This is a genomic window from Enterobacter cloacae complex sp. ESBL7 (genome assembly GCF_041679625.1).
GTDB classification, from domain to species: Bacteria; Pseudomonadota; Gammaproteobacteria; order Enterobacterales; family Enterobacteriaceae; genus Enterobacter; species Enterobacter asburiae_B.
In genome coordinates this window covers 241,672-255,409 of record NZ_JBGORN010000003.1, presented here as the reverse complement: position 1 = coordinate 255,409, position 13,738 = coordinate 241,672, and the positions used below count along the sequence as shown (strand labels likewise).

Genomic DNA, 13,738 nt, shown 5'->3' with positions numbered 1-13,738 from the left:
GAGAACAATTATGAAACGTGCATTTATTATGGTGCTGGACTCATTCGGCATCGGCGCAACCGAAGATGCAGAACGTTTTGGTGACGTGGGTTCCGATACCATGGGCCATATCGCGGAAGCCTGTGCAAAAGGCGAAGCGGACAACGGTCGTAAAGGCCCTCTGACTCTACCTAACCTGACCCGCCTCGGTCTGGTGAAAGCGCATGAAGGTTCTACCGGTAAAATCGCAGCCGGTATGGACGGCAACGCGGAAGTCGTGGGCGCCTATGGCTGGGCTCACGAGCTCTCTTCCGGTAAAGACACCCCGTCTGGCCACTGGGAAATCGCCGGTGTGCCGGTGCTGTTTGACTGGGGTTATTTCTCCGATCACGAAAACAGCTTCCCGCAGGAGCTGCTCGATAAGCTGGTGAAGCGTGCCAACCTGCCGGGCTACCTCGGTAACTGCCACTCTTCCGGTACCGTGATTCTGGATCAGCTCGGCGAAGAGCACATGAAAACCGGCAAGCCGATTTTCTACACCTCTGCTGACTCCGTGTTCCAGATTGCGTGCCATGAAGAGACGTTTGGCCTGGATAAACTCTACGAGCTGTGCGAAATCGCCCGTGAAGAGCTGACCGAAGGCGGCTACAACATTGGCCGCGTGATCGCGCGTCCGTTCATCGGAGACAAAGCGGGTAACTTCCAGCGTACCGGTAACCGTCACGACCTGGCGGTTGAGCCACCGGCGCCAACCGTGCTGCAGAAGCTGGTTGAAGAGAAAGACGGTCACGTGGTTTCCGTGGGTAAAATCGCGGATATCTACGCCAACTGCGGCATCACCAAAAAAGTGAAAGCCACCGGTCTGGATGCGCTGTTCGATGCCACCATCAAAGAGATGAAAGAAGCGGGCGACAAGACCATTGTCTTCACCAACTTCGTGGACTTCGACTCCTCCTGGGGCCACCGTCGCGACGTTGCGGGCTATGCAGCGGGTCTTGAGCTGTTCGACCGCCGTCTGCCGGAGCTGATGGAGCTGGTGGGTGAAGATGACATTCTGATTCTGACCGCGGACCATGGCTGTGACCCAACCTGGACCGGTACCGACCACACCCGTGAGCACATTCCGGTGCTGGTGTACGGCCCGAAAGTGAAGCCGGGCTCGCTCGGTCACCGTGAAACCTTCGCGGACATCGGCCAGACCCTGGCGAAATACTTTGGTACGTCTGACATGGAATATGGCAAGGCCATGTTCTAAACGGATTGGGTGCGGCCTGATGCCTCACCCCGACCCTCTCCCACAAGGAGAGGGAGAACAGAATGTAGGCCGGGTCAGGCGTAGCCGCCACCCGGCAAAAACAACAATGTATAAGGAACTGAAGATGGCAACTCCTCACATTAACGCAGAAATGGGTGATTTCGCTGACGTCGTATTGATGCCGGGCGACCCGCTGCGCGCGAAGCACATTGCAGAAACTTTCCTGGAAGACGTGCGTGAAGTGAACAACGTTCGCGGCATGCTGGGCTTCACCGGTACCTATAAAGGCCGCAAAATTTCCGTTATGGGCCACGGCATGGGTATCCCATCCTGCTCCATCTACACCAAAGAGCTGATCACCGACTTCGGCGTGAAGAAAATCATCCGCGTTGGCTCATGCGGCGCGGTGCGCATGGACGTTAAGCTGCGCGACATCGTTATCGGCATGGGTGCCTGCACCGATTCCAAAGTTAACCGCATGCGTTTCAAAGACCATGACTTCGCGGCGATTGCTGACTTCGGCATGGTGCGTGACGCGGTTGACGCGGCAAACGCGCTGGGCGTTGAAGCGCGCGTGGGTAACATCTTCTCTGCTGACCTGTTCTATGCCCCGGACGGCGGCGAGATGTTCGACGTGATGGAAAAATACGGCATTCTGGGCGTTGAAATGGAAGCGGCGGGTATCTACGGCGTCGCGGCTGAGTTTGGTGCGAAAGCGCTGACCATCTGCACCGTGTCTGACCACATCCGTACCCACGAGCAGACCACCGCTGCCGAGCGTCAGACCACCTTCAACGACATGATCAAAATCGCGCTGGAATCCGTTCTGCTGGGCGATAAAGAGTAATTCTGTCTCTTCCCTCCCTCTCCCTGTGGGAGAGGGCAGGGGTGAGGGCACCAGACCGTACCTAGCGCACGGCCTGTGCAATCCACGCCGACAGCTCCCGCAGCTCTTTTTCCTGCTCCGGAAAATCCCCGATCAACGCGTCGCATTCCTGCTGCAGCATATCCGCCCTGTACAAACAGCCCTGCAAACGTGCCGCCAGCGCCTCTAACGGTGCCGGGTTCAGGCTATCGGTAAACACCTGCGTGCGGGTGATATGGCCTTTCTCCACGTCAAAATGCAGCTCCACGCCGCCCCAGGTAAAACGCTCGTCCAGCAAATGGGAAAACGCAGGAGCCTGACCGAAGTTCCACTCCCAGCTGCTCTGGCGGGCGAAGGTTTCGGCGAAGTTGGGCAGGTCCGGGATTTTTTCAGGGGAGATGACTTCTGCTTCCACGCGCTCGCCGTAATGTTCAAAGAACGCGTCACGGATGGCATCGCAAATCTGCTCGTGAGTAATTCCCGGCAGCAGCTCCACCAGATTTGCCACGCGGCCGCGCACGGAGGTAATTCCTTTGGCCTGGAGCTTTTTCTTATCCGGATTCAGGTAGTTCGCCAGACGGCTCAGGTCAGCATTCAGCAACAGGGTGCCGTGGTGGAACCCGCGATCCATTGTTTCGCGATAGGCGGAGCCGGAGACCTTCCGGTCGCCCTCGGGGGTTTTCACCACCAGATCGTTACGCCCGGACGCTTCCGCCGTTACGCCGAGTGAATTGAGCGCGTTGAGGACGATGGACGTTGAGATGGTTTTGTCGTACTCCGGTTTACCCGCCATAAAGGTGAAGCAGGTATTGCCCAGATCGTGAAACACCGCGCCGCCGCCGCTGCTGCGGCGCGCCAGGCGGACGTTGTCCTCTTCCATACGCCGGGTGTTGCACTCTTTCCACGGGTTTTGCGCGCGGCCGATGACCACCGTATCGGCGTTACGCCAGAGAAACAGTACGCGCTGGGTGGCGGGCATCTGGCGGAAGATGCACTCTTCTACCGCGAGATTAAACCAGGGATCGTAAGAGTCAGAGATAAGCAGGCGTAACGTCGTCATTGCAAAGTTCCTTTTCCGAATCGTTCGCCTACTTTATCACTAATCTTTCTTCTCGCTCTCTTCGTCTTCGGGGACGGATTTGCTGGCGGTCAGCAGGAACGGGGATTGCTGCCAGCGCGAGCGCTTGCCGCGAAGCAGGGTGCGCGCCAGCACAACGCCGATGGCGAGTGAAAGCAGCAGCATCAGGCGCAGAATATTGGTGGTATTATCGACCTGTTTGGCTTCAGTAGGCAGGGTGTGGGTATCGAGGGTCAGGCGCAGATAGCCCAGTGGGCCATTCTTCCCCTGAATAGGTTCGACAATCTGCTGGTTAAAGTAGCCCCCGGCTTTTTTCCCGTCCAGCGCCAGCCTGTCGCGCACGTCGACGTGCTCGCCCGCGCGGGCAATCAGGTTGCCTTGCTCATCATAGACGCCGGCATCAAGAATGCGGCTATTCTCCGTGAGCAGGCGTAAAACCTGGCCTATCCGCTTCTCGTCCGGCGTTTCGGTACGCATGGACGGCGCGACGTTGAGCGTCACCTGGCGTGCCAGCGTGCGGGCCAGCTCTTCAAACTGCGGGTTGCGTTGCCGTTGATGGTTCTGGCTAAACCACGATGCCCCTTGCATCAGCACCACTAATAGTGCGAGACAGGAAAGGACAATCACGGCGCGATGGAGCCGGAATTTCAGTTTTGCGCGAGCCATATTCCACCTGCTGAAAATTTACGGCTTAATGTTGCCAGAAGTGATGGTTACAGGGTAGCCTCATGCGTTATTTTCCCTCTGCAACCTTCCGGCGCGAACGAAATTACAGGAGCTTTAATGCCGAACATTACCTGGTGTGACCTGCCAACGGATGTCTCTTTATGGCCAGGATTGCCGCTCTCTTTAAGTGGCGATGAGGTGATGCCTCTGGATTACCACGCCGGTCGTAGCGGCTGGCTCCTCTACGGACGCGGTCTGGATAAGCAACGCCTGACCCAGTATCAAAGCAAGCTGGGTGCGGCAATGGTCATCGTCGCCGCCTGGTGCGTGGAAGACTACCAGGTTATTCGCCTGGCGGGTTCCCTGACGCAGCGCGCAACGCGTCTGGCGCATGACGCCGGGCTTGACGTCGCGCCGCTGGGCAAAATTCCACACCTGAAAACCCCGGGCCTGCTGGTCATGGACATGGACTCAACCGCCATTCAGATCGAGTGTATTGACGAGATTGCGAAGCTGGCGGGCAGCGGCGAGCTGGTGGCGGAAGTCACCGAACGTGCGATGCGCGGCGAGCTGGACTTCACCGCCAGCCTGCGCCAGCGCGTGGCGACCCTGAAAGGGGCCGACGCCAACATTCTGCGCCAGGTGCGCGACGTGCTGCCGCTGATGCCAGGGCTGACGCAGCTGGTGCTGAAGCTGCAGTCCCTCGGCTGGAAGGTGGCGATCGCCTCCGGTGGCTTCACCTTCTTCGCGGATTACCTGCGGGAAAAACTGCATCTGACCACCGTGGTGGCCAATGAGCTGGAGATCATGGACGGCAAGCTGACCGGCCAGGTGATTGGCGATATCGTAGATGCCCAGTACAAAGCCAATACGCTGACGCGTCTGGCGGAAAAATATGAAATTCCGGTTGTCCAGACCGTCGCCATCGGCGATGGCGCGAACGACCTGCCGATGATCAAAGCCGCCGGTCTGGGCATTGCCTACCATGCCAAGCCAAAAGTGAATGAAAAGACGGAAGTCACTATCCGTCACGCTGACCTGATGGGGGTGTTCTGCATTCTCTCCGGCAGCATTAATCAGAAATAACGGCCTGCTTTGTAGGCCGGGTAAGCGTAAGCGCCACCCGGCACGCAGGCCGCACAGAAATAACGAGGTAAACCGTGGCGAAAGCTCCAAAACGCGCATTTGTCTGTAATGAATGTGGTGCGGATTATCCGCGCTGGCAGGGGCAATGCAGCGCCTGTCATGCCTGGAACACCATCACCGAAGTGCGTGGTGTGGCGGCTTCGCCGAGCGTGGCGCGCAATGAGCGCCTGAGCGGCTATGCCGGTAACGCGGGCGTGGCGAAGGTGCAAAAACTTTCGGACATCAGCCTCGAAGAGCTGCCGCGCTTCTCCACCGGATTCAAAGAGTTTGACCGCGTGCTCGGCGGCGGCGTGGTGCCGGGCAGCGCGATCCTGATCGGCGGTAACCCGGGCGCGGGTAAATCGACCCTGCTGCTGCAAACGCTCTGCAAGCTTGCCGAACAGATGAAAACCCTGTACGTCACGGGCGAAGAGTCTCTGCAGCAGGTGGCGATGCGCGCGCACCGTCTGGGCCTGCCGACCGGCAACCTGAACATGCTCTCCGAAACCAGCATCGAGCAGATCTGCATGATTGCCGAAGAAGAGCAGCCGAAGCTGATGGTGATCGACTCCATCCAGGTGATGCACATGGCGGACATTCAGTCCTCGCCGGGCAGCGTCGCGCAGGTGCGTGAAACCGCGGCTTACCTGACGCGCTTTGCCAAAACGCGCGGCGTGGCGATTGTGATGGTCGGCCACGTGACCAAAGACGGCTCGCTGGCCGGACCGAAGGTGCTTGAACACTGTATCGACTGCTCCGTGATGCTCGACGGCGACGCGGATTCCCGTTTCCGTACCCTGCGCAGCCACAAGAACCGCTTTGGGGCGGTGAATGAACTGGGCGTGTTTGCCATGACCGAACAGGGGCTGCGCGAAGTCAGCAACCCGTCAGCCATTTTCCTGAGCCGCGGCGATGAGATCACCTCCGGCAGCTCGGTGATGGTGCTGTGGGAAGGGACGCGCCCGCTGCTTGTTGAAATTCAGGCGCTGGTGGACGTGTCGATGATGGGCAACCCGCGGCGCGTGGCGGTCGGTCTGGAACAGAACCGTCTGGCGATCCTGCTGGCGGTGCTGCACCGTCACGGCGGGCTGCAGATGGCGGATCAGGACGTCTTCGTTAACGTGGTCGGCGGCGTCAAAGTCACGGAGACCAGCGCAGACCTGGCGCTGCTGCTGGCGATGGTCTCCAGCCTGCGCGACAGGCCGCTGCCGCAGGACCTGGTGGTCTTCGGCGAAGTGGGCCTCGCCGGGGAAATCCGTCCGGTACCCAGCGGCCAGGAGCGTATCTCCGAGGCGGCAAAACACGGTTTCCGCCGGGCGATAGTTCCAGCCGCCAACGTGCCGAAAAAGATCCCGGAAGGGATGCAGGTATTTGGCGTGAAAAAACTCGCAGATGCGTTAAATGTCTTTGACGACTTATAATTACGTAAATTTGATTTTGCAGGAGGCACCGTAATTTATGTCATCATTTGACTACATCAAGACCGCAATCCGCCAGAAGGGCTGCACGCTGCAGCAGGTGGCGGACGCCAGCGGCATGACCAAAGGCTACCTGAGCCAGCTGCTGAACGCCAAAATCAAAAGCCCCAGCGCGCAGAAGCTGGAAGCGCTGCACCGCTTTCTGGGGCTGGAGTTCCCGCGTATGCAAAAGAACATCGGCGTGGTGTTCGGCAAGTTTTACCCCCTGCATACCGGACATATCTATCTGATCCAGCGCGCCTGTAGCCAGGTTGACGAGCTGCACATCATCATGGGCTACGACGAAACCCGCGACCGTCAGCTGTTTGAAGACAGCGCCATGTCGCAGCAGCCGACCGTGCCGGACCGCCTGCGCTGGCTGCTCCAGACCTTTAAGTATCAGAAAAATATTCGTATTCATGCCTTTAACGAAGAGGGCATGGAGCCGTATCCGCACGGCTGGGACGTGTGGAGCAACGGCATCAAAGCGTTTATGGAAGAGAAGGGCATTGCGCCGAACTGGATCTACACCTCTGAAGAGTCCGACGCGCCGCAGTTCCGCGAGCATCTGGGCATCGAGACGGTGCTGATCGACCCGAAACGTACCTTTATGAACATCAGCGGAGCGCAGATCCGCGAGAACCCGTTCCGCTACTGGGATTACATCCCGACTGAGGTGAAGCCGTTCTTCGTGCGTACCGTCGCGATCCTGGGCGGCGAGTCGAGCGGTAAATCAACGCTGGTCAACAAGCTGGCGAATATCTTCAACACCACCAGCGCGTGGGAGTACGGCCGCGATTATGTCTTCTCGCACCTTGGCGGCGACGAGATGGCGCTGCAGTATTCCGACTACGACAAAATCGCGCTCGGTCATGCCCAGTACATTGATTTTGCGGTCAAATACGCCAACAAAGTGGCGTTTATCGATACCGATTTCGTGACTACACAGGCGTTCTGTAAAAAATACGAAGGGCGCGAGCACCCGTTCGTGCAGGCGCTGATTGACGAATACCGCTTTGACCTGGTGATCCTACTGGAAAACAACACCCCATGGGTGGCCGACGGCATGCGCAGCCTCGGCAGCTCCGTGGACAGACGGGAATTCCAGTCCATGCTGGTGGAGATGCTCAACGAAAACAACGTTGAGTTTGTCCATGTGGAAGAGTCGGACTACGACTCCCGCTTCCTGCGCTGCGTCGAGCTGGTGAAGGAGATGATGGGGGAGCAGGGGTAAAAACTTACCCCTCACCCTAACCCTCTCCCACAGGGAGAGGGGACTTTAACCTCCCTCTCCCTGTGGGAGAGGGCCGGGGTGAGGGCATCAATCCACTCAGAACTCAACCACCACTTTCCCCCGCATATGTCCCTCCAGCACTTTACGGTGCGCCTCGGTAATGCTTTCCACGCTCAGCCCGTGCAGCGTTTCGCTGAGCGAACTTTCCACCACGCCGTTATCCACCAGTTTTGCCACCTCATTGAGGATCTCCCCCTGACGCGCCATATCAGCGGTCTGGTACATGCTGCGGGTGTACATAAATTCCCAGTGCAGGGCAGCGGATTTGGACTTCAGCTTGTCCTGGTTCAGCGGACGTTCATTCTCAACGATGGAACAGATATGCCCCTGAGGCGCAATCAGTTCGCTGACCGCATCCCAGTGCCCGTCGGTGTCGTTGAGGATGAAAATGTAATCCACAAAGGTGAGTCCGTGTTTCGCCAGTTCACCCTTCAGGTCGCGGTAGTTGACGACAACGTCAGCCCCGCGATCGCGGCACCATCGGGCGGAATCTTCCCGGGAAGCGGTTGCGACGATCTTCACCTTGCTGTTGTGCTTCGCAAACGGGATCGCCAGCGATCCCACGCCGCCCGCGCCGCCGATGATCAGCAGCGTTTTGTCCGCCCCGGCATCCTGAATGTTCAGGCGTTCAAACAGACCTTCCCACGCGGTGAGAGCGGTCAACGGCAGTGCAGCGGCAGCCGCCCAGCCGAGGCTGGCAGGCTTGTGGCCGACTATGCGTGCATCAATCAGCTGGTGCGTGGTGTTGCTGCCCGGGCGGGTGATGTCGCCCGCGTACCAGACCTCGTCACCCGGCTTAAATCCGGTCACGCCAGCCCCAACCGCTTTGACGATCCCGCTGGCATCCCAGCCGAGGATGCGCGGTTCGTTCAGCCCGTTTTTAGCGATGCCCGCGTGGACTTTGGTATCGACCGGGTTAACGGAGACGGCCTTCACCTCTACCAGCAGATCGTGCTCGCCGGGCCGCGGCATTGGCGGGGTGATTTCAATGAAGATGGACGGATTTTCTGGGTTAACGGCAATAGCTTTAACAGACATGGTGTGTTCCTCAATAGCATGCGTTTTGTTGAGGCTAGTCTATAAAGTGGCCAGCTGCGTGATAAGATGGACAATCAAGAACTCAGCGTTCGTACAGGATGAACAATCATGTTTAAGCAGCTGCAGGATATGGCGCTGTTCGCGCTGGTGGCGGAGATGGGCAGCTTTACCGCTGCCGCGCAGAAAGCCGAACTGCCGAAATCCAGCGTTAGCCAGCGAATTAGCCAGCTGGAGCAGCAGGTGGGTATCCGCCTTCTGAACCGCACCACGCGCAGGATTAGCCTCACGTTTGCGGGCGAGCACTATCTGGTGCACTGTCGCGAAATGCTGGCTGCCAGCGAGCGGGCCGAGTACGCCATTCAGCGGCTGCGCGAAAACCCCAGCGGGCGGCTGCGGATCACCTGTCCGGCGGGAATTGGGGCGACGCTGCTGGCGCACATGAATGCCGAGTTTCAGCTTCGCTATCCTGACGTTTCGCTGGATGTGTCGATCTCTGATGACGTGGTGGATCTGGTCGAGGCCGGTTTTGACGTAGCGCTGCGTACCGGTAAGCCGCAGGACTCCTCCCTGATTGGCCGGATGATCGGGCACTGCCCGCGTTATATGCTGGCTTCACCGGACTATCTGGCGCGTCGGGATCCGCTGACGCATCCCCGTCAGCTGGTGGAGCACCGCTGCATTACGCACCGAGCGTGGTCGGAGTGGCTTCTGCGAAGCGAGAGCGAGGATTACCGCTACCTGCCGGATAACGCGCACATGACCGATAATCTGGTCTACGCCCGCGAGTGTGCGATTGCCGGGGCGGGGATCACGCTGCTTCCCGCCTTCCTGGTAGAAGATAAAATTGAAAAAGGGGCGCTGGTTCAGGTGCTGCCGGAGTGGAATGTTGAAGGTAACGATCTCTGGCTGGCCTACCCAAGCCGCAAGCTGAATTCGCCTGCGCTGATGAGCTATATCGACTTTGCGATGCAGTTTGACGAGGTGAAGCGGTATTACGTGGGTGGGTGATTTTGTGCGGCCTGATGCCCTCACCTTGGCCCTCTCCCACGGGGAGAGGGTACGAACATAAAAACGGCAACCGAAGTTGCCGTTTTGCTTTTATTTCGCAATACGCTTGTACTTAATACGCTTCGGCTCCAGCGCGTCGGCGCCCAGCGTGCGTTTCTTGTACTCTTCGTATTCGGTGAAGTTACCTTCGAAGAACTCCACTTTACCTTCGTCCTGATAGTCCAGGATGTGGGTCGCGATACGGTCCAGGAACCAGCGGTCGTGCGAGATAACCATCGCACAGCCCGGGAACTCCAGCAGGGCGTTTTCCAGCGCGCGCAGGGTTTCGATATCCAGGTCGTTTGTTGGTTCATCGAGCAGCAGAACGTTACCGCCCACCTGCAGCAGCTTCGCCAGGTGCAGACGACCGCGCTCGCCGCCGGACAGCTCGCCCACGCGTTTGCCCTGGTCGGTGCCTTTGAAGTTAAAGCGGCCAACATAGGCGCGGCTTGGCATCTCGGTGTTGCCGATACGCATGATATCCAGACCGCCGGAGACTTCTTCCCACACGGTTTTGCTGTTATCCATTGCGTCACGGAACTGGTCAACGGAGGCCAGCTTCACGGTTTCACCCAGGGTGATAGAGCCGCTGTCAGGCTGTTCCTGACCGGACATCATGCGGAACAGGGTAGATTTACCCGCGCCGTTCGGACCGATGATACCAACGATAGCGCCTTTTGGTACGGAGAAGGTCAGGTCGTCGATCAGCAGACGGTCGCCGTAGGACTTACGCAGGTTGGTCACTTCAACCACTTTATCCCCCAGACGTGCTCCAGGTGGAATAAACAGTTCGTTAGTTTCGTTACGTTTCTGGTATTCGGTGTTGTTCAGCTCTTCGAAGCGTGCCAGACGGGCTTTGCCCTTAGACTGACGGCCTTTCGCGCCCTGACGCACCCACTCCAGCTCTTTCTCGATAGACTTACGACGCGCCGCTTCCTGAGAAGCTTCCTGCGCCAGACGCTGATCTTTCTGCTCCAGCCAGGAAGAGTAGTTGCCTTCCCACGGAATACCTTCACCGCGGTCCAGCTCCAGGATCCAGCCGGCGACGTTGTCGAGGAAGTAACGGTCGTGGGTAATCGCCACAACGGTGCCTTCGAAGTCGTGCAGGAAGCGCTCCAGCCACGCCACGGATTCTGCATCCAGGTGGTTAGTCGGTTCGTCGAGCAGCAGCATGTCTGGTTTTTCCAGCAGCAGGCGGCACAGCGCCACGCGGCGGCGTTCACCCCCGGAGAGGTTCGCGATTTTCGCATCCCAGTCCGGCAGACGCAGGGCATCAGCCGCGCGCTCCAGCTGCACGTTCAGGTTGTGACCGTCGTGCGCCTGGATGATCTCTTCATACTTGCCCTGCTGCGCGGCCAGCTTGTCGAAGTCCGCATCCGGCTCAGCGTATTTGGCATACACTTCATCCAGACCTTTCAGCGCGTTAACCACTTCGGAAACCGCTTCTTCAACGGATTCGCGAACGGTGTGTTCCGGGTTCAGCTGAGGTTCCTGCGGCAGGTAACCAATCTTGATGCCAGGCTGCGGACGGGCTTCACCTTCGATGTCTGTATCAATCCCGGCCATGATGCGCAGCAGGGTGGACTTACCGGCACCGTTGAGACCCAGAACACCGATTTTTGCGCCCGGGAAGAAGCTCAGCGAGATATTTTTAAGAATATGACGTTTCGGCGGGACAACTTTGCCGACACGATGCATGGTATAAACGAATTGAGCCACGTTGGACTTCGCCTCTTTTATCGTAATGAGAAGGAATTTCAGCCTCGAAGTGTAGCCTTTTTCACGTCCTAATCCCAGCCAGGAACGTCGGGAGTGTTAAAACGCGCAAGAAAGGTAAAAAAGTGTCCATGACGTGGCGCGTTGAAGGATGCCTGGTTAGCATAAGTTAATTAGACTTTGACGTGGCAAGACGCTGCAATTGACGAAAAAACAATGAGGAAGAGCTTGTGGAAAAAGCCAAACGGGTGGTCTGGCGTCTGCTGGCTGCCAGCGTATGCGTAATGGCGGTAAGCCAGGCGGTGCATGCCGATTCACTGGATGAACAACGTAACCGCTACGCCCAGATTAAACAGGCGTGGGACAACAAGCAGATGGATACCGTGCAGGCGCTGATGCCGACGCTAAAGGATTATCCGCTGTATCCGTATCTGGAGTATCGCCAGATTACGGACGACCTGATGAACCAGCCTACCGTCACCGTGAATAACTTCATTCAGGCGAACCCGACCCTGCCGCCTGCCCGAAATCTCCAGTCTCGTTTTGTGAATGAGCTGGCGCGTCGCGAAGACTGGCGCGGCCTGCTGGCGTTTAGCCCTGAGAAGCCGAATGCCACCGAAGCCCAGTGTAACTATTACTACGCGAAATGGGCGACCGGCCAGCAGGAAGAGGCCTGGGCCGGAGCGAAAGAGCTCTGGCTGACCGGAAAAAACCAGCCGAACGCCTGTGATTCCCTGTTTAGCGCGTGGCGTGCTTCCGGCAAGCAGGATCCGCTCTCCTATCTTGAACGCATCCGTCTGGCGATGAAAGCCGGTAACACGCGTCTGGTGACCACGCTGGCGGGGCAGATGCCGTCCGATTACCAGACGATCTCCACGGCGGTTATCTCGCTGGCTAACGATCCAAACAGCGTCCTGACCTTTGCCCGCAGTACGGGCGCGACCGATTTTACCCGCCAGATGGCGGCGGTGGCCTTTGCCAGCGTGGCGCGTGACGATGTCGAAAACGCGCGGCTGATGATCCCGCAGCTGGTGCAGGCGCAGCAGCTCAATGAGGAGCAAACCCAGGAGCTGCGCGACATCGTGGCGTGGCGACTGATGGGCACCGATGTGACCGATGAACAGGCGCGCTGGCGTGACGATGCCATTATGCGTTCGAATTCTACGTCGCTGGTGGAACGCCGCGTGCGCATGGCGCTGGGCACGGGCGATCGCCGTGGGCTGAATACCTGGCTCGCGCGGTTGCCCATGGAGGCCAAAGAGAAAGACGAATGGCGCTACTGGCAGGCCGATCTGCTGATGGAGCGCGGTCGTGATGATGAGGCCAAAGAGATCCTCCATTCGCTGATGCAGCAGCGCGGGTTTTACCCAATGGCTGCCGCGCAGCGTCTGGGCGAGGAATACACCTTCCGTATAGATAAAGCGCCTGCCAACGCGAACCCGGCGCTGACGCAGGGGCCAGAAATGGCGCGCGTTCGCGAGCTGATGTACTGGAATATGGATAACACCGCGCGCAGCGAGTGGGCGAATCTGGTGACCAGCCGCACCACCGATGAGAAAGCCCAGCTTGCCCGCTATGCGTTTGATAATCACTGGTGGGATCTCAGCGTGCAGGCGACGATCGCCGGTAAGCTCTGGGATCATCTGGAAGAGCGTTTCCCGCTGGCGTACAAAGATCTGTTCGATCGCTATACCAGCGGCAAAGATATCCCGCAAAGCTACGCGATGGCGATTGCCCGTCAGGAGAGCGCGTGGAACCCGAAAGTCCGTTCCCCGGTGGGCGCCAGCGGCCTGATGCAGATTATGCCGGGCACGGCGACGCACACGGTGAAGATGTTTAATATTCCGGGCTACAGCAGTCCGTCGCAGCTTCTGGATCCGGATACCAACATCAACATCGGTACCAGCTATCTCCAGTACGTGTATCAGCAGTTCGGCAATAACCGCATCTTCTCTTCTGCGGCGTATAACGCGGGTCCTGGGCGCGTGCGGACCTGGCTCGGCAACAGCGCCGGACGCATCGACGCCGTGGCTTTTGTGGAGAGCATTCCGTTCTCGGAAACGCGCGGCTACGTGAAGAACGTGCTGGCCTATGACGCTTACTATCGCTACTTCATGGGGCAGAAAGATACCCTGATGAGCGATGCCGAGTGGCAGAGACGTTACTGATCGGCGTGGGTTGTGTTATGCTGTACTCGCTAAAGAGTACAAGAGGCAGC

Annotated in this window: 11 protein-coding genes; 7 read left to right on the top strand and 4 right to left on the bottom strand. The window is 58.4% G+C overall.

Features of this window, described 5'->3' with window-relative positions; all coding sequences use genetic code 11:
• Positions 1-10: 10 nt before the first annotated feature.
• Entirely contained in the window at positions 11-1,234 is a 1,224-nt protein-coding gene (gene deoB / locus ACERY3_RS14550) for a phosphopentomutase (protein WP_058840508.1), read from the top strand.
• Between the two features lie 124 nt (positions 1,235-1,358).
• Positions 1,359-2,081: a purine-nucleoside phosphorylase gene (deoD, locus tag ACERY3_RS14545; RefSeq protein WP_058840509.1), complete on the top strand. Its 723-nt coding sequence runs from the start codon at positions 1,359-1,361 to the stop codon at positions 2,079-2,081.
• A gap of 61 nt (positions 2,082-2,142) precedes the next feature.
• Here the strand turns inward: deoD and lplA are convergent, their stop codons facing one another.
• Positions 2,143-3,159: a lipoate--protein ligase LplA gene (gene lplA, locus ACERY3_RS14540; RefSeq protein WP_058840510.1), complete on the bottom strand. Its 1,017-nt coding sequence runs from the start codon at positions 3,157-3,159 to the stop codon at positions 2,143-2,145.
• A 39-nt stretch (positions 3,160-3,198) separates the two neighbouring features.
• Positions 3,199-3,843, bottom strand: a complete 645-nt coding sequence (locus ACERY3_RS14535; RefSeq protein WP_032660794.1) for a YtjB family periplasmic protein — start codon at positions 3,841-3,843, stop codon at positions 3,199-3,201.
• Between the two features lie 117 nt (positions 3,844-3,960).
• On the opposite strand from ACERY3_RS14535, the gene serB reads away from it, so the two are divergent.
• The 3 genes from serB (at position 3,961) to nadR (ending at position 7,659) form a co-directional block, all read left to right on the top strand.
• Positions 3,961-4,929 (top strand): phosphoserine phosphatase, encoded by a 969-nt coding sequence (gene serB, locus ACERY3_RS14530; RefSeq protein WP_023310325.1) that lies wholly within the window; start codon positions 3,961-3,963, stop codon positions 4,927-4,929.
• A gap of 74 nt (positions 4,930-5,003) precedes the next feature.
• A complete protein-coding gene (gene radA, locus ACERY3_RS14525) occupies positions 5,004-6,389 on the top strand; it encodes a DNA repair protein RadA (protein ID WP_014068810.1) in 1,386 nt (461 codons plus the stop codon).
• A 37-nt stretch (positions 6,390-6,426) separates the two neighbouring features.
• The gene (gene nadR / locus ACERY3_RS14520) at positions 6,427-7,659 is read left to right on the top strand and encodes a multifunctional transcriptional regulator/nicotinamide-nucleotide adenylyltransferase/ribosylnicotinamide kinase NadR (RefSeq protein ID WP_006810194.1); all 1,233 of its coding nucleotides are present in this window, start codon (positions 6,427-6,429) and stop codon (positions 7,657-7,659) included.
• 96 nt (positions 7,660-7,755) lie between these two features.
• Here nadR and ACERY3_RS14515 read toward each other — a convergent pair whose 3' ends face one another.
• Complete coding sequence (locus ACERY3_RS14515; RefSeq protein WP_058840511.1) at positions 7,756-8,757, bottom strand: zinc-binding alcohol dehydrogenase family protein; 1,002 nt, start codon at positions 8,755-8,757, stop codon at positions 7,756-7,758.
• A 108-nt stretch (positions 8,758-8,865) separates the two neighbouring features.
• On the opposite strand from ACERY3_RS14515, the gene ACERY3_RS14510 reads away from it, so the two are divergent.
• Positions 8,866-9,765: a LysR family transcriptional regulator gene (locus ACERY3_RS14510; protein ID WP_214580010.1), complete on the top strand. Its 900-nt coding sequence runs from the start codon at positions 8,866-8,868 to the stop codon at positions 9,763-9,765.
• Between the two features lie 90 nt (positions 9,766-9,855).
• Here the strand turns inward: ACERY3_RS14510 and ettA are convergent, their stop codons facing one another.
• Positions 9,856-11,523: an energy-dependent translational throttle protein EttA gene (gene ettA, locus ACERY3_RS14505; protein WP_006810191.1), complete on the bottom strand. Its 1,668-nt coding sequence runs from the start codon at positions 11,521-11,523 to the stop codon at positions 9,856-9,858.
• A 227-nt stretch (positions 11,524-11,750) separates the two neighbouring features.
• On the opposite strand from ettA, the gene sltY reads away from it, so the two are divergent.
• Positions 11,751-13,688, top strand: a complete 1,938-nt coding sequence (sltY, locus tag ACERY3_RS14500) for a murein transglycosylase (protein ID WP_048975080.1) — start codon at positions 11,751-11,753, stop codon at positions 13,686-13,688.
• The last annotated feature ends 50 nt before the right edge of the window (positions 13,689-13,738 follow it).

Excerpts from the sequence above, each read along its gene's own strand:
- deoB (WP_058840508.1), top strand. The coding sequence starts at position 11 with ATGAAACGTGCATTTATTATGGTGCTGGACTCATTCGGCATCGGCGCA.
- deoD (WP_058840509.1), top strand. The coding sequence starts at position 1,359 with ATGGCAACTCCTCACATTAACGCAGAAATGGGTGATTTCGCTGACGTC.
- lplA (WP_058840510.1), bottom strand. The coding sequence starts at position 3,159 with ATGACGACGTTACGCCTGCTTATCTCTGACTCTTACGATCCCTGGTTT.
- ACERY3_RS14535 (WP_032660794.1), bottom strand. The coding sequence starts at position 3,843 with ATGGCTCGCGCAAAACTGAAATTCCGGCTCCATCGCGCCGTGATTGTC.
- serB (WP_023310325.1), top strand. The coding sequence starts at position 3,961 with ATGCCGAACATTACCTGGTGTGACCTGCCAACGGATGTCTCTTTATGG.
- nadR (WP_006810194.1), top strand. The coding sequence starts at position 6,427 with ATGTCATCATTTGACTACATCAAGACCGCAATCCGCCAGAAGGGCTGC.
- ACERY3_RS14515 (WP_058840511.1), bottom strand. The coding sequence starts at position 8,757 with ATGTCTGTTAAAGCTATTGCCGTTAACCCAGAAAATCCGTCCATCTTC.
- ACERY3_RS14510 (WP_214580010.1), top strand. The coding sequence starts at position 8,866 with ATGTTTAAGCAGCTGCAGGATATGGCGCTGTTCGCGCTGGTGGCGGAG.